A 16,057-nucleotide genomic window follows, 5' to 3' on the forward strand; every position below is an offset into this window, starting at 1 on the left:
AAGCCTGGTTGCGCAGCGGAGTCATTCCCAGTGTTGCGAGGGTTGACTATGGGGCTGCGCAGTAGTAAGAGCCTTCGCTTCACTCGGGATGATGGCAAAAAATCTCGGTTTACCTTACGCCTATAATTAAATCGTTTCTGAAGTGTTGAATTGCTGATTTTGGCTAACAACTTCGGAAGCCTTTTCCTGTGCTCGTTCTGATAAATAGGGTTTGAGTTGATTTCTTTCCGGATAGGCAAAGCGAAGCATTTGATTTTTAAAATGACTAATCCGAGCGACTGATTCTGATGATTGGGAGTACGTGATTTTTTGTAATAATTCAAGTAATACGGGGCGTGGTTGGTGGCAGACGATCAGCATATCACAACCGGCTTTAAGTGCTTCTTCTGCTCGAGTCATTAAATTCCCTATATCGGCACCAGTCATACTCAAGCAATCACTTAAAATTAAGCCTTCAAACTGGAGTTCATTGCGTAATATCTCTTGCAACCAAATGGTTGAAAAACCAGCGGGTTTGTTGGCATCAATTGTCTTGTAAGTTACATGCGCAGGCATGACCGCGTGGAGTAGCCTCTTATTAAAAAGTTCAATAAAAGGTTTTAAATCGTTTGCTTTCAGCTCCTCCATTGTGGCATGTGAAACCGGCATGCAAACATGTGAATCCGCATTGACCGAGCCATGGCCTGGAAAATGTTTGGCGACGGCAGGCATGCCGGCTGCAATCATGCCTTCGATAAAAGCGCCTGCTAAAGCAATAATTACATCAGGATCATGATGGAAGGCGCGATCCAAGCGAGCAATAACATGGCTTTGGTCATGTAAATCAAGCACTGGTGCGAGGCTTAAATCAATACCACAATTTATCAAGTCTTTGGCCATAAGTTCGCCATATTGTCTTGCAAGTTTGATTCCGACCTCGGGATTTAGATCATATACATCACCATAAACGCGGGATGCAGGCAAGGAGCGGAATCCATGGCGTGAAAAACGTTGCACAAAACCCCCTTCATGATCGGTTGCGACAAAAATATTGGGATTGATGTCACGGATTTCACGAATTAAACGTTCTAATTGCTGAGGATTTATAAAGTTACGCGTGAAAAGGATTACGGCTCCTACATTAGGATGTTTTACGATTTCCCGTTCAATATCTGAAAGTTCAATGCCTTCTAAGTCAATCATGAATAAATTAGAATTTGAACTGGACATATATTATCCTTTTTAGAATTGAGATGAATAGGACCATACTTCCATTGGTTTTGCGCATAATATCATAGATTGACTCATGATTAACATGACTAATGCTGGTAATCCACGTTTGACTTAGCTATTATCGCCATTTTTGAACTATTTTTAGTAAATGAATACTTTTTCTTGCACGGTGTTACACAAACACGCCACAACCCAGGCACGAGTGACACGTGTTACTACCGCCCATGGTGAATTTATTACCCCGGTTTTTATGCCAGTTGGTACTCGCGCTGGTGTAAATAATATGACTCCTGCAGAGTTGCGAGACGCACACAGCCAAATTATCTTAGGTGGGAATACCTACCATATGTTGTGTGCCCCAGGGATGGAAGTTATTGAAAAAGCAGGAGGGATGCATCCTTTTATGGGATGGCACGGTCCAATGTTAACCGATAGCGGGGGGTTTCAGGTTTTTAGTCTTTCAAAGAACAAAGAAATTTGTACTATTGATGAGCAAGGAGCCCACTTTACATTACCTGGTAGCCAGCGATTGATCCATATGACGCCTGAAATGTCACTGGAAACGCAAAAGATCATTGGTGCGGATATTATCATGGCTTTTGATCAGTGTACGCCAGATAGTTGTACTAAAGATGAAGTGCAGCACATTATGAACCGCACCCATCGTTGGTTAAAGCAATCCATACAATATCACCAACAACATCCCAACTCACGATATGGTTATCAACAAGCACTATTTGGAATTATTCAAGGTGGAACTTTTAAAGATTTACGCCGTGAAAGTGCGGATTTTATCGCTTCAATGAATACCGAGGGTATTGCAATTGGTGGAGAGACAATCGGTTTTGATATGAAAACCACCGTTGAAGTCATTCGTTGGGTGCGCGAGTATTTACCGGAAAACAAGCCACGCTATACCATGGGTGTTGGCATGTCGCCACAGGATCTTTTGGATGTAGTTGCCGAAGGAATCGACATGTTTGATTGTGTCGCTCCAACACGAAACGCACGTCATGGTTCTTTATATTGTGGTGAGTTAATCCGAGAAGGCAATTGGTTACGTTTTTCCAGTGAATATGAGAATGAGCGAATTCAAATCAAGAAATCATGTTTTGCTGAAGATATGTCGCCAATTATGGCACAGTGTTCTTGTTATACGTGCCAAAATTATTCACGTTCTTACTTACATCAGTTAGCAAAACAAAAAACAAATTTATTTACTGCTTTGGCAAGTATTCATAATGTTCATGTAATGCACGATGTTTGTGATAAAATGCGCGAGTTGATAATTAACGAAAGTTCGAACTAAAAGGCATCTTATGCCTGTTTACGTCATTAACGAAGACATGATCCAGTAAAAGGCAAGGCTTTTTATATGGGGTTCATCAATTAATCTAAAAAATAACAGGAGATAAAATGGTTGTAATTAGCACATCTAAAGGTGATATCCATATACAATTAGATACAGAAAATACTCCAGCTACAGCAGAAAATTTTCTTAATTATGTGCGCAGTGGTTTTTATAATAATACAATTTTCCATCGTGTTATTGCAGGTTTTATGATTCAAGGTGGTGGACTGGACTCCGATATGAAGCAAAAAGCTACGAATGAGCCTGTTAAGAATGAAGCAAAAAATGCGAAGCCAAATAAACGTGGCTCGATTGCAATGGCGCGCACCATGGATCCTCATTCTGCAACAGCGCAATTTTTCATTAATGTTGCTGATAATGCATTCTTAAACTACAGCGGTGATCATATGCAAGGATATGGATATTGTGTCTTTGGTGAAGTCGTTGAGGGTATGGATATTGTGGATGCTATTGCCAAAGTAAAAACAGGACAACGAATGGGCCATGCAGATGTGCCAGTTGAGGAAGTGAGCATTCTCGAAGTAAAAGAAGTTTGATAAGTAGCCATAGTGAAACGCAGAAATTTCCCTTCTCCCCATGGGGGGGAAGGTGTTCGTTAGAGCAGATGTGAGGGGATTAATGGCCGTTGCCTTCACTACATTCTAGACTACAGTTCCCTATCCCTATGATTTCCGTCTACGCTTTTTAATACTCTCTGAATAGTCAAATATGGGTATTTCAATGTGAAAGAAAATAGCCAGTAGACGTGCGGTGAAAATACTGATTAGTGTGATGATGATGTTGATGTTTTCTGGGATATGAAAATAATCGAGAACAATAAATAGCAATGCCCCAGCAAGAGCAATCACTGCATAGAGTTCCTTTCTTAACACCAGAGGGATATCATTACATAAAATATCCCGCAACATGCCGCCGCAAATGCCTGTGAGCATACCACTAATAATGGCGATGCTTGGGGATAAACCATGATTCAATGCTTTTTGGGTGCCAATAATCACGAAAGTCGATAATCCCAGTGCGTCAAGGATTAAAAATATTTTCATAATGCGGATCAATGAATGGGCAATAAATATGGTCAGGAATGCACATAATGAGGTATACAGCAGATATTCAGGATGTGTTACCCAGGTCAGAGGATAAGTATTGAATAGTGCATCTCTTACTGTTCCACCGCCTAATGCAGTAATACTGGCAATGAGCATGACGCCAAAAAAATCCATTTTCTTGCGACCGGCTGCCAATGCACCGGTGATTGCTTCAACACAAATGCCTATGATGAAAAGATAATGGAGTAACATATAAAGCTCAGAGTGTTTTTTTAAATCGCAATTATACCACTATTCAGGCAAGCGGAGAACTATGGCCGCGCGAACAAAGAGGGATAATTCCCATATCCATCATTTAAATAATGGCTTACTTAACTCTTGAAGCTATTTCTTGGGGGGGCTTCTGATGACATACTTTGAGAGGAATCACTGTCCAAACCAACATAAATTCCCATGTTTACAAATGAGTTAAAATCCTCATCATCATAAGATTTAAATAAAACAGAAAACTCTTCGAACATTCTTTTTTTGACGCGTTCACGAATTGAGTCCCAAATGTCTTCCATTGTAGGTTTTTGCCGAAACATGCCATTAACTAATACAGGAGAAGATGACTGAATAAACTTCTTTGCTTCCTCCCTAACGACAGCCTGTAATTTATAGGAAGCGACTTCTTTTGTGACAAAGTCGATCGCTACATCGGGATGGATTCCTACTAATTTTTCCATGAACTTATTCAATTTTCCATCGCGACAAATATCGATATCCTCATCCCCTTTATCTTTATCACCTTCTAGTAGGTTATATCCTCTTTGAATCTCGTATAAACCCTCTTTCAACATCTTGAGAGCCTCAGCTAACTCCCCCTGTCTATTTTTTTCATCATGAATAGCAATCCAAGTTAAAATCAAAAGTTTTTTTAAAGGAATACCTGTCTTGGCATGGATTTCAATTCCTTTCAAAATGTCATCCAGCGCTCTATGAGCAGCTAAGTCTTCCTGAGATTTTGAATTTGCTAAACCAGTACCCCACGAGTTTATTTCATTAATCGTTGCATGGATTAACGCCGGACTTAGCGTATCTCCATAACGTTTCTGCAAGCGTAGAGCTGATTCTGCTGCCGAACTGTCTACACTCGATGCATGTGTACTTTGTTTGGTATTAAGATGAGGTACAATATTCATTTGTGCCAGTTTGGTGCGTAATACATTGGCAATTTCAGATTGATTATAGCGCTCTGCTAGAGTAACAAATTCATCCTCAGCTACACATACAAGCTCCGCTCCATTATCTAACAGCACATTGAGCATATTTAAATCGCCATTAACAATGGCCGTTTTTAATGGTAGCTCGTTCTGGGTGTTTACATTAGCACCTTTTGAAATTAAATACTTAGCACAATCAATATGATTGCTTCGAACTGCAAAACACAACGCTTTGTCTTGATCAGCATGTAAATCAAAACCATTTTCTTCCAATATCTGAAGAATAGGAAGATATCCATGGGCGGCCGCACTGAATAATGGTTCGCAATTGCTGAGGTCAATTTTCTCACTATGTTCAAGTAATATATTTTTTACCAGCCCTATATTATTTGCTTGGCATGCGTCTAACAAAGCTTCATTTACCGTAAGGCCATACTTCATCAGCAATTTAATTAATGAATATTTTTTAGATGTCGCAGCAAGATGTGCTGCTCCCTTGATTCGAGATGCCTCCCAGGGCAAGTCCCTTGACAACAATTCGCGAAGTGCATCTTCATTTTCGACAAGACAACATGCTTCTAAAAGGTTATAGCTTCTTACACCTTTTTCAAGCCTGATTAAACCAGAAGAACGTTTTACAAGCTCTGCTTTAGAGTATTTATCTATTTCGGATTTTAACTTATCGATATCATTGATTTCGATGCACTGAAAAATGGCTTCAGACTGCAAAAATTTTTTCATATAGTTCAATCCTTAATCTTTTATGTTCCAAAGCAATACTTCTTAATATTTTCTTAATCTATATAATTTAAAATAAGTCACTCAGCATTGTGCTTACATGAAGTGTGCATAATATGCTCTTGAATATAATTATACACAGTCTTTATGGGAGTTTAAAATGCCCCGCAGAACTAGCGATCTAAGAAAAATGTTAGAAAATGCAAAAATCGATACATCTGATTTTATTTTAATTGCATTAGACATACTCAAAATTGAAAACAAAATACTGGAAGAACAATCAATAGAAGAAGCGATTGGTGCAATTAAAGTTGATTATCTAGAGGTCAATTATACTGATGCTGTTGAAAAACTTATTGCCGCAGCCAAAACGCTAAAGGACCCAAGTATTGCCGAGTTGTTTGAACAAGCTGCTGAAAAGGCAGCTAAAAACTCTAAGCCTGAGCACGTAGAAAGTAGACGGTATTTTGAAAATAAGTTCGTTAATGAGCAGTGGAAAACTCTTGACACGACAGATCATCAAGACAGTCTTGACCGCCTTGCCAAATTTATGGTGGGTGCCAATAAGCTCTATGCCGAAAAGCAAGATTTCTCAAAGCTTAGAAAAGTTAATAACTTGAGCGATATGGAAATGGTCATTGCTGCAATAAGGGGATTTGGTGAAGAGGCACACGCCACACCGGTTGTTTTAGGTAAAATAATTGAGATGCGGCATGAAGAAAATGCGTTATCTGATTTTAAAGACAGAGGTTCAGAACGTAAACCAGATGATGTTGGTTACTCACAAAACCCTGGTATTATCAAAGCAAACACTCCAATACCTTTAGTTGAACGTAGAGCGGAAGCAGTAAAAGGCAGTATCACGGATAGTTTTTTAATCAAGCGAACAGTTAAAGATGGGTACTCTGCTAAAAATGTGGATGTCCCTTTTATTAATTCAGTTTCTGGTACAGCGTATACCTTGGCGGCCGTGTTAAATGAGTATGCTAAAGAGAACCAGCAAAGTCCTACGTTACAAAAAGATCTGGATAATATCATCCAGACTTTCGTGGCATTTACCTGCAAATCAGGTTTTCATAGTTTGTCAGAAATGTTGGATGTACTAAATTCACCAGAAGTTACTGGAGTATTCGATGTATACGGTCTCAAAATAAATCATCTTTTTTCCAAAGAAACTCTTGAAACCGCAATTACTGCTGCATCAGATTATACGGAAACAAGACAATCGCACAAAAGCGTGCTGAGTGAAAAATCACAACACCCTCTCTTTAAGAGAAATGCAGAGCCAACTGCTAAAGCAAGTTATCCTGGAGAAATTGCTCTTCGTGTTAGAGAGGAGAAACTGACTGGCCCTCGAGTTGAAAGAGCATTGAGAGAAATGTATCAAGAGGGACTTCAGGGTGATAACAAATATTCTCCAGAGCATTGCAGGGAAATGGCTCAACAATTTGTTAATTATGCAAACAAACATCATCGTCATTTCAATATGGATGGAGTGAAACAATTTCTTAAAGAAATGAATGAGGTTATTAGAGAAAGACAAGAGAATATCGAAAATAATATTGAACATTACGTCAAGTCTTTCGAAATATAATTCATGCAATTCATTTTACCTGGGGCTAGAGACTATCTGAAAAGTCGATGCCCCAGGCCAGTTGTACGTTATTGAATTATTTGGCGCTCTTTAGGTTCCATGCGAATGGCTAAAGTGTTTTACTGAAGCTAAAGCTAAATCAATAATTTTTTTAGACTGCTCTTCATCCGCATTAATTAGACTAACGTCGTTAATTAATTCTATTAAGAAATTAGGTATTTCTTGTTCCGCGAGCGTGCTGTTATAAAGACATGATGCTCTGGAGAAAAGATAGTGAAGCAAATTTTTATTAACCGTTACTTTTTCTCGATCAACTCCTTGATCATGTGGCGAGTTTCCAAATAATAACCAACCTGGTGACACATGAAGTGTAGCCGCAATTTCCATCAATTTGACAGGTTCCGGGATGGCTTCTCCCCGGAGGTACTTGCGACATATTTGTACGGAATATCCTGTAATTTCAGAAAGCTTATGGATGCAGATACCTGAAGTAGAACGTTGCGAATTAAAACCTGCTGCGATCATGGCATCACGTAAACGATCAGCAAATTGTTTTGCCAGTTTAATTTTGTCCATAGTGAATTAGGAGGTTGCATTTTAATGTAATAAAGTATAACAAAACGAAACATAAAATTCAAAATAATCAGTTATTGGAAACTTAAAGTTTCCTTTGGAAATTTAAAGTTGACAATGAGGGGTAAAAAAGTATAATGGCTTCGAAACCTATGGAAAAGGTTTTCTAGTCCCAAACAAGGAAGCAGGTGATATACGATGGAACAAATATCACAATACAGTCCAATAGAAGAAAAAGTGGATAACTCATAGCAGTTAACCTCGCAAACTCATGGCTTGAATGGTTCCCCTCCATTTAAGCCTTTCTAGATGCCTCAGCTGGGGGAGTGTTTTTTGCACGAGCCAGAAAGGATTACACGATTTATTAATACAAAATAATCTAAATGATTGCTTTATAATGGCACCTTATTATATACTTCACCCCAATGTATATGCAGGTCGTTTTATAGGCACGTAGCTCAGTGGTAGAGCACCACCTTGACATGGTGGTGGTCGGTGGTTCGATCCCACTCGTGCCTACCATGCACTAAATCGCATTCCAGGAGCGCCCACTTTCATTTGGGACGATGCTTGATTGACTCCTCTTAATTAAGGTTTAAGCCCTGCCATGCAGGGTTTTTTTTTGAAAAGAAGTGCTTACGGATAAAATTATGCCAAACATTAAATTACCTGATGGAAGTATAAAACATTTTGAAGCGCCCTTAACGGTCTATGAGGTGGCTCATAGTATAAGCCCTGGACTAGCTAAAGCTGCTTTGGCCGGTCGTATCAATGATCGTTTGGTTGATACTTCTTTTCTGATTGAAAATGATTGTGCATTGGTTATTCTGACTGAAAAACAAGAAGAAAGCCTCGAAGTCATTCGTCACTCTACAGCCCACTTATTAGCACAAGCAGTTAAAAGTCTTTTTCCTACAGCGCAAGTGACTATAGGACCCGTTATTGACGATGGTTTTTACTATGATTTTGCGTTTCAAAGAGCATTTACGCCTGAAGATTTGGAGTCAATCGAAGCAAAAATGGCAGAGCTGGCCAAGGCAAATTATCCTGTAGTGCGTCGAGAATTGCCCCGTGATGAAGCCATTCAGTATTTCAAGAGCATTGGCGAGGAATACAAAGCGAAGATTATTGCCGATATTCCTGAAAATGAAGTGTTATCGTTGTATAAGCAAGGTGATTTTGAAGACCTTTGTCGTGGACCTCATGTTCCTTCTACGGGTTTTTTGAAGGCATTTAAGCTGACTAAATTAGCAGGCGCATACTGGCGTGGTGATTCCAATAACGAAATGTTACAACGTATATACGGTACTGCCTGGGCTGATAAAAAATCTTTGGCAGATTATCTATTCCGTATAGAAGAAGCCGAAAAACGTGATCATCGTAAATTAGGTAAGAGCTTAGAACTATTCCATTTTCAGGATATCGCTCCTGGGATGGTATTTTGGCATCCAAAAGGTTGGACAATTTATCAAGAGCTCGAGCGTTATATGCGCAACCGATTGGTTGATTTTGGTTACCAAGAAATTAGAACACCGCAATTGGTTGATAAAGTACTTTGGGAAAAATCAGGCCATTGGGCTAATTTTAGAGATGAGATGTTTGTTACTGAAACAGAAAATCGCCATTATGCTGTTAAGCCAATGAATTGCCCATGCCATGTTCAAGTGTTTAATCAGGGTTTAAAAAGCTATAGAGATTTACCATTAAGATTTTCCGAGTTTGGTAATTGCCATCGCTGTGAACCATCCGGCGCATTGCATGGTTTGATGCGCGTTCGTAACATGGTGCAAGACGATGCGCATATCTTCTGTACTGAAGATCAAATTCAATCAGAAGTAGCGATGATGCTTGAGCTCGTTCAGTCGGTTTATGCTGATTTTGGTTTTAGTGAGATTAAGTACCGTCTGGCGTTACGTCCTGAAAAGCGAGTTGGTAGCGATGATGTATGGGATAAAGCTGAAGGTGCTTTAAAACAAGCAATGAAAGACAGGCAAATTGATTGGGTTGATGCTCCAGGTGAAGGTGCTTTTTACGGACCCAAAATCGAATGCTCATTAGCAGATTGTTTGGGCAGAATTTGGCAATGTGGAACAATTCAAGTTGATTTCTCGATGCCAGGTCGGCTGGATGCTTCATACGTCGCTGAAGATGGCAGTAAACAAATTCCAGTGATGTTGCATCGTGCAATTTTAGGCTCTTTTGAGCGTTTCATGGGTATTTTGATAGAGCACTACGCAGGAAAACTGCCTTTATGGCTATCTCCAGTGCAAACGATGATTCTGACAATCAGCGAAAAGCAAAATGAATATGCAAAGAAAATAACACAAATTTTGCAAAAAAGAGGTATTCGAGCCAACTATGACTTGAGAAATGAGAAAATTGGCTTTAAAATTCGCGAACATACTTTACAAAAAGTGCCATATCTCTTAGTGATAGGCGATAAAGAAGTCGAATCGAACCAAGTTGCTGTGCGCTCACGCGAAGGAGCAGACTTGGGTGTGATGACAATAGATACAATTTGTGATACCTTGACGCAAGAAATTGCTCGTAAAGGGTCAATTAATTAATTAATAAGCAGGGGGGGTTAAACCATTAGTGCACCAACTAAGCGTGAAAATGATCGCGCACGAATTAATGAACAGATCAATGTACCTGAGGTACGCTTAATTGATGTCGATGGTAATCAGGCAGGGATAGTCCCAACACGTGAAGCTTTACGTGCAGCGGAAGAAGGGGGATTAGATCTCGTGGAAATATCTCCATCAGCCAAACCTCCTGTATGCCGTATCATGGATTATGGCAAGTTTCTCTTTGAATTGAGTAAAAAACAAGCGGAAGCAAAGAAAAAGCAGAAGCAAATTCAAGTCAAAGAATTAAAATTCCGTCCTACGACGGAAGATGGAGATTATCAGGTCAAGCTACGCAACCTGATCCGTTTCCTTAATCATGGTGATAAAGTCAAAGTGACGCTACGTTTTCGTGGTCGTGAAATGGCTCACCAAGAACTGGGTATGAAGATTCTCGAACGTTTGCAGCAGGATACAGCTGAGTTTGCGGTTGTAGAACAACAAGCGAAACGTGAAGGAAGACAATTACTGATGGTCTTGGCACCCAAAAAAACTAAGTAGCTGAACAAATGCGGAGTATATTGTTATGCCGAAGTTAAAGTCACATCGCGGAGCATCTAAACGCTTCCGTAAGACAGCAAGTGGCGCGATTAAACGTCGCGGTGCTTATAGAAATCATATCCTAACCAAAAAGTCTACCAAGGCGAAGCGTCATTTGCGCGTGGAAGCCGGTACTTTGAAGCCATGCGATGCACGTTTAGCAGCACGCATGTTGCACGGTAGTTAAGGGGGGGAATGAAGAATGCCAAGAGTTAAACGTGGTGTGACAGCGAAAGCACGTCACAAGAAAGTTTTAGACCAAGCAAAAGGTTATTACGGAGCCCGTAGCCGGACCTACCGCATGGCGAAACAAGCAGTAATTAAAGCAGGTCAATACGCATATCGTGACCGACGCCAAAAGAAACGTCAGTTCCGTGCATTGTGGATTACGCGTATTAACGCGCAAGCTCGTGAGTGCGGTTTATCATACAGCCGTTTGATTGATGGATTGAAAAAAGCAGCAATCGAACTCGATAGAAAAGTATTGGCTGATTTGGCTGTTCATGACAAAGTAGCTTTTGCTGCAATTGCTGAACAAGCTAAGGCTGCATTGGCACAATAATCTTTATAAAGTACGTGGCCTGGGTGAAGGCGCATCCTAACCCGGGAAGCTGTGGCAGAAAACTCGGTTTTGCTGTGCTTCACCCAGGAGCTGTTCTAAGAATACTAAATAAAGATGAAATTTATTTAAGGAGGCTGCGGCCTCCTTTTTACTTGTGGGTATAATTATGCAGGATATCATCACCATACAAGAGCAAGCCTCTGAAGCAATTAACAATGCGCAAGATGTATCGGGATTGGAAGCAATTCGGGTTGATTTTTTAGGTAAAAAAGGCAAGTTAACTGAAATTTTAAAAAGCCTTGCCCATCTATCTGCCGAAGAAAAACCTAAAGTAGGCCAATTAGTGAATCAGGCAAAACGTGAAATCAGTGAATGGATTGAAACGAAAATGCTTGAGCTCAAAGAAAAACAATTATTAGAAAAACTTTCTGCAGAGCGCGTCGATGTTACCCTTCCAGGACGTAAAAAAGAGAGCGGTTCATTACATCCGGTAACCCAGGTGAAGCACCGGATTAATGAATTTTTTAGCCGCATGGGCTTTGATATTATTGATGGCCCAGAAATAGAAACAGAATTTTATAATTTTGAAGCATTAAATATTCCCGGACATCATCCGGCACGTGCCATGCATGATACGTTTTATTTTGGTGATGGCCGTCTGTTGCGTACGCATACTTCACCGGTACAAATTCGTGCGATGGAGCAACGTACCCCGCCGTTTCGTTTAATTGCCCCTGGACGCGTGTATCGTTGTGATTCAGATTTGACACACACTCCCATGTTCCATCAAGTTGAAGGTTTGTTGATTGATAAACAAGCTACTTTAGCCAGTTTAAAAGGATTGCTCGAAGATCTTTTTGCTGATTTCTTTGGTCGAAAATTAGCATTACGGTTTAGACCTTCTTATTTTCCTTTTACGGAACCTTCAGCTGAAGTGGATATTGAATGTACCCAATGCAGTGGTAAAGGATGTCGCTCGTGCAAATTTACTGGATGGCTTGAGGTTTTAGGTTGCGGTATGGTGCATCCCAATGTGCTTAAGGCAGTAAATATTTCCCCGGATGAATATCAGGGATGGGCATTTGGTATGGGTATGGATAGACTGGCGATGTTGTATTACGGAATTGATGACTTACGTATGATGTTTGAAAATGATCTTAATTTTTTAAGTCAATTTTAAGAGACGTACGCTGTCGGCCTATTATTTTGAATATTAAAGCCCAATAGAGATACAGTGATAACGATGCCTGCTGGGCAATAAGACTTTAATCAGGTGGTAAGGACTATAAATGAAATTAAGTAAATTATGGTTACGTGAATGGGTAAATTTCTCATTAACTGAACAAGAATTAGCACATCAACTGACCATGGCAGGCCTGGAAGTTGATGCAGTAAGTCCCGTAGCAGGAGAGTTTACTCATGTCATTGTGGCCGAAGTTCTTAGTACCAAACCTCATCCAAATGCAGATAAATTGACTGTATGCGAAGTGAATGCAAACACAGACAAACCTTTGCAAATTGTTTGTGGTGCTTCAAACGTTAGAGCCGGTTTAAAGGTGGCATTAGCGATGGTTGGCGCGCGTTTGCCAGGTGGTTTTAATATCAAAGAATCTAAATTACGCGGTGAACTATCACAAGGAATGCTTTGCTCTGTGAGCGAACTAGGCATGGCTGAGCAATCTGAAGGCATTATGGAATTAGAAAGTGATGCTCCGGTAGGGATGGATTTACGTGAATATTTAACCCTTGATGATCATATTTTTGATATCGATTTAACCCCTAATCGTGCTGATTGTTTTAGTGTATTAGGCATCGCCCGTGAGGTCGCAGTATTGAACAAATTACCCTTATTGGAACAATCGATTCCTAAGGTGACCCCAATTATTGATGATGTATTACCTATACAATTGAAAAACCCTGAAGCATGTCCGCGTTATTGTGGTCGCGTCATTCGACATATAAATCCTCAAGCAACAACACCTTTATGGATGTCTGAACGCTTACGTCGTGGTGGTATACGCACTGTGCATCCTATTGTTGATGTTATGAATTACGTGATGCTCGAATTGGGCCAACCCATGCACGCTTTTGATTTAGACACGGTCAACGGTGAAATTAATGTGCGTTTTAGCAGTACTCAAGAACAATTAGAATTGCTTGATGGTCAAAAGTTAACACTAAATGAAAAAGTATTAGTGATTGCTGACCAAGAAAAACCTTTGGCGATGGCCGGGATTATGGGGGGAGAGCCGAGTTCAGTCCAAGCACATACGCAAAATGTATTTTTAGAAAGCGCCTATTTTAATCCAATCGTTATCGCAGGAATTGCAAGAAAGTTTGGTTTATTCAGCGATTCATCCCAGCGTTTTGAGCGCGGGGTTGATCCTGGTTTGCAGATGAAAGCATTAGAACGAGCTACAGCATTAATTTTATCAATTGCAGGTGGAGAGGCTGGGCCAGTTATTGAGGCTTATGAGCAAAAGCATATCCCAGGAATTGTGAGTTTTTCTTTTGATACGGATAAAGTGCAGAAGTTAACCGGCCTTAGTATTTCATTACAGGAAATGAAAAGTTTATTAGGCGGACTGGGCATTGTTATTGGAAAAGAACACAATAATTGCCTTGATGTTGTTATTCCTTCGCATCGTTTTGACATTCAACAGGATGTAGATTTGGTTGAAGAAATTATCCGCCTGTATGGGTATGATAATTTACATGCGCAACCTACCTATACTTGTGCGCAGGCAGGAAAAACGTGTGGGAATGAGGAAATAGCTACCAAACTTTCCCGATGGTTTAGCTGCAGAGGATATCATGAGGCGATCAGTTACAGCTTCGTTGACCCTGAGTTACAGCAAGAACTTTATCCGCATAAAGAATTTATGCAGTTACTTAATCCCATCTCCTCAGAATTATCGCAAATGCGTGCTGGGATGTGGCCTGGCTTGATTGCATCCATGATTTATAATGTTCATCGTCAACAACATGCCGTAAAATTTTTTGAAATTGGTGTGGTTTTTGATGTGAACAAAGGGCAACTCGTAGAGCGCCCTTGCGTTGCAGGCTTATTAATGGGGGAACAAGGCAGCGTGAGTTGGAGTGAACCCACTCGCTGTTTTGATTTTTTTGATCTAAAGGGGGATCTGCAATCTTTATTTGCATCACTCAAATTAAAGCAGGTCGAATTCATTGCTGCGGCACATGATGCGCTACATCCTGGACAATCAGCTCAAATCAAGATTAACGGAGTACCTGCAGGATGGATAGGTATGTTACATCCACGTTTAACTGATGCATTGGATTTACAAAATGATGTGTTGCTGTTTGAAATTAATTTAGCGGCATTAGTTGGGCATGAAGAACCACGCTATAAAACAATTTCCAAATACCCCCAAATTCGTCGCGACTTATCATTCTTGGTTGACGCGGATGTTAGTGTCATGCAGATTGAAGCAGCAGTTCGAGCAACGATTAATGAAAATTGGTTAAAATCCTTTGATGTCTTTGATGTATATACTGGAGAAGGGGTACCCAAAGGAAAGAAAAGTCTTGCAGTTGCTATGACCTTGCAAGATGAAAGTCGGACATTGGTGGATGCCGAGATAAATTCTTTGATTAGTGCTATAATCAATACGTTAGAAAATAAATTTTCAATCATATTGAGGGAATAATCGTGAATGCACTAAGCAAAGCAATAATGGCAGAAACCTTAAGTGATGAATTAAAATTGTCCAAACCCGCATCAAAAGAAATGGTCGAGAATTTTTTTGAAGAATTGCGGCATGCACTTGAACACGGACATCATGTGAAATTATCTGGTTTTGGTAATTTTACATTAAGGGATAAGCCACAAAGACCAGGTAGGAACCCCAAAACAGGTGAAGAAATTCCTGTAGTGGCTAGGAGAGTGGTCACCTTTAAACCGGGTTTGAAATTAAAAACAAAAATTGAGTCTATAGGAAAATAATTCATTGGCCTATTACAACAAACATGTCCTTATATGCACCAACCAAAAGGCTGCAGGTAAGCAATGCTGCGCCAATACCGGCGGTGAAGCTTTTTTTGATTATATGAAGTCGCGACTCCTGGAATTTGAGATGCATGGTCCAGGTAAAATTCGTGTCAGTAAATCAGGATGTCTTGGGCGTTGCAGCTCAGGCCCTTGCATTGTAATTTACCCGGAAGGGGTATGGTACTCCTATTCATCTTTTGCTGATATTGATGAAATTATCGAAAAACATTTAATTGCTGGTGGTCTTGTTGAGCAATTGCTAATTGATCAAGAATAATTATTAAGCTCGATTGGCCTCTGTGTGGTGAACTGTACCCTAATTACAACTCTGTGTAGGATGAATAAAATGTAGGTTGGGCTTTAGCCCAACTTTTTTCTAAAGCAAATGCATCATAGAACGTTTATCAGCCCAAGGTTCACCCTACATTAGAACAAAAATAATTATGATTCTTGTATGAAATTTGTTATATTTACGCGGATTTAAATAATTGTTTATAAATTTTTATCCTTTTTTACTTGTAGGATGTTTCTGTTTTGGTTAAAATCGCCCGTCCATGATAGAAGATTACCAATTTA

General features: G+C 40.0%; 15 protein-coding genes and 1 tRNA gene. 12 read left to right on the forward strand and 4 right to left on the reverse strand.

The genetic code is table 11. The annotated features are described in order from the left end of the window. Positions 1–126: 126 nt before the first annotated feature. Entirely contained in the window at positions 127–1,209 is a 1,083-nt protein-coding gene (gene nagZ, locus ACF8MK_RS07025) for a beta-N-acetylhexosaminidase (RefSeq protein WP_392538723.1), read from the reverse strand. Positions 1,210–1,360: 151 nt separating this feature from the next. On the opposite strand from nagZ, the gene tgt reads away from it, so the two are divergent. Further along, entirely contained in the window at positions 1,361–2,521 is a 1,161-nt protein-coding gene (gene tgt, locus ACF8MK_RS07030) for a tRNA guanosine(34) transglycosylase Tgt (protein WP_392538724.1), read from the forward strand. 107 nt (positions 2,522–2,628) lie between these two features. Next, entirely contained in the window at positions 2,629–3,120 is a 492-nt protein-coding gene (locus ACF8MK_RS07035) for a peptidylprolyl isomerase (RefSeq protein ID WP_265703082.1), read from the forward strand. 126 nt (positions 3,121–3,246) lie between these two features. Here ACF8MK_RS07035 and ACF8MK_RS07040 read toward each other — a convergent pair whose 3' ends face one another. Continuing rightward, positions 3,247–3,882 (reverse strand): trimeric intracellular cation channel family protein, encoded by a 636-nt coding sequence (locus tag ACF8MK_RS07040; protein ID WP_265703083.1) that lies wholly within the window; start codon positions 3,880–3,882, stop codon positions 3,247–3,249. Between the two features lie 119 nt (positions 3,883–4,001). Further along, a complete protein-coding gene (locus ACF8MK_RS07045) occupies positions 4,002–5,576 on the reverse strand; it encodes an ankyrin repeat domain-containing protein (protein WP_392538725.1) in 1,575 nt (524 codons plus the stop codon). A gap of 157 nt (positions 5,577–5,733) precedes the next feature. Between ACF8MK_RS07045 and ACF8MK_RS07050 the strand changes: the two genes are divergently transcribed. Further along, positions 5,734–7,167 (forward strand): hypothetical protein, encoded by a 1,434-nt coding sequence (locus ACF8MK_RS07050; RefSeq protein WP_392538726.1) that lies wholly within the window; start codon positions 5,734–5,736, stop codon positions 7,165–7,167. 90 nt (positions 7,168–7,257) lie between these two features. On the opposite strand, the gene ACF8MK_RS07055 is transcribed toward ACF8MK_RS07050, so the two are convergent. After that, positions 7,258–7,743: a helix-turn-helix domain-containing protein gene (locus ACF8MK_RS07055; protein WP_392538727.1), complete on the reverse strand. Its 486-nt coding sequence runs from the start codon at positions 7,741–7,743 to the stop codon at positions 7,258–7,260. Between the two features lie 444 nt (positions 7,744–8,187). Here ACF8MK_RS07055 and ACF8MK_RS07060 point away from each other — a divergent pair. From ACF8MK_RS07060 to ACF8MK_RS07100, 9 genes are all read left to right on the forward strand, one after another. Continuing rightward, a tRNA-Val gene (locus ACF8MK_RS07060) sits at positions 8,188–8,262 on the forward strand. 128 nt (positions 8,263–8,390) lie between these two features. Further along, positions 8,391–10,307 (forward strand): threonine--tRNA ligase, encoded by a 1,917-nt coding sequence (gene thrS, locus ACF8MK_RS07065; protein WP_392538728.1) that lies wholly within the window; start codon positions 8,391–8,393, stop codon positions 10,305–10,307. A gap of 24 nt (positions 10,308–10,331) precedes the next feature. Further along, the gene (infC, locus tag ACF8MK_RS07070; protein WP_035900696.1) at positions 10,332–10,868 is read left to right on the forward strand and encodes a translation initiation factor IF-3; all 537 of its coding nucleotides are present in this window, start codon (positions 10,332–10,334) and stop codon (positions 10,866–10,868) included. A gap of 25 nt (positions 10,869–10,893) precedes the next feature. After that, positions 10,894–11,094, forward strand: a complete 201-nt coding sequence (rpmI, locus tag ACF8MK_RS07075; protein WP_082650800.1) for a 50S ribosomal protein L35 — start codon at positions 10,894–10,896, stop codon at positions 11,092–11,094. Positions 11,095–11,109: 15 nt separating this feature from the next. Next, complete coding sequence (gene rplT / locus ACF8MK_RS07080) at positions 11,110–11,469, forward strand: 50S ribosomal protein L20 (RefSeq protein WP_265703088.1); 360 nt, start codon at positions 11,110–11,112, stop codon at positions 11,467–11,469. A gap of 166 nt (positions 11,470–11,635) precedes the next feature. Continuing rightward, positions 11,636–12,649, forward strand: coding sequence for a phenylalanine--tRNA ligase subunit alpha (gene pheS, locus ACF8MK_RS07085; protein ID WP_265703089.1), 1,014 nt, complete (start codon positions 11,636–11,638; stop codon positions 12,647–12,649). 109 nt (positions 12,650–12,758) lie between these two features. Continuing rightward, entirely contained in the window at positions 12,759–15,140 is a 2,382-nt protein-coding gene (pheT, locus tag ACF8MK_RS07090) for a phenylalanine--tRNA ligase subunit beta (protein WP_392538729.1), read from the forward strand. Between the two features lie 2 nt (positions 15,141–15,142). Further along, positions 15,143–15,436 carry an integration host factor subunit alpha gene (locus ACF8MK_RS07095; RefSeq protein WP_028380711.1) on the forward strand — a complete coding sequence of 98 codons (294 nt, stop codon included), beginning with the start codon at positions 15,143–15,145 and terminating at the stop codon, positions 15,434–15,436. 4 nt (positions 15,437–15,440) lie between these two features. After that, complete coding sequence (locus ACF8MK_RS07100; RefSeq protein ID WP_265703091.1) at positions 15,441–15,758, forward strand: ferredoxin; 318 nt, start codon at positions 15,441–15,443, stop codon at positions 15,756–15,758. The last annotated feature ends 299 nt before the right edge of the window (positions 15,759–16,057 follow it).

This window comes from Legionella sp. 227 (genome assembly GCF_043161935.1).
Classification (GTDB): domain Bacteria; phylum Pseudomonadota; class Gammaproteobacteria; order Legionellales; family Legionellaceae; genus Legionella; species Legionella sheltonii.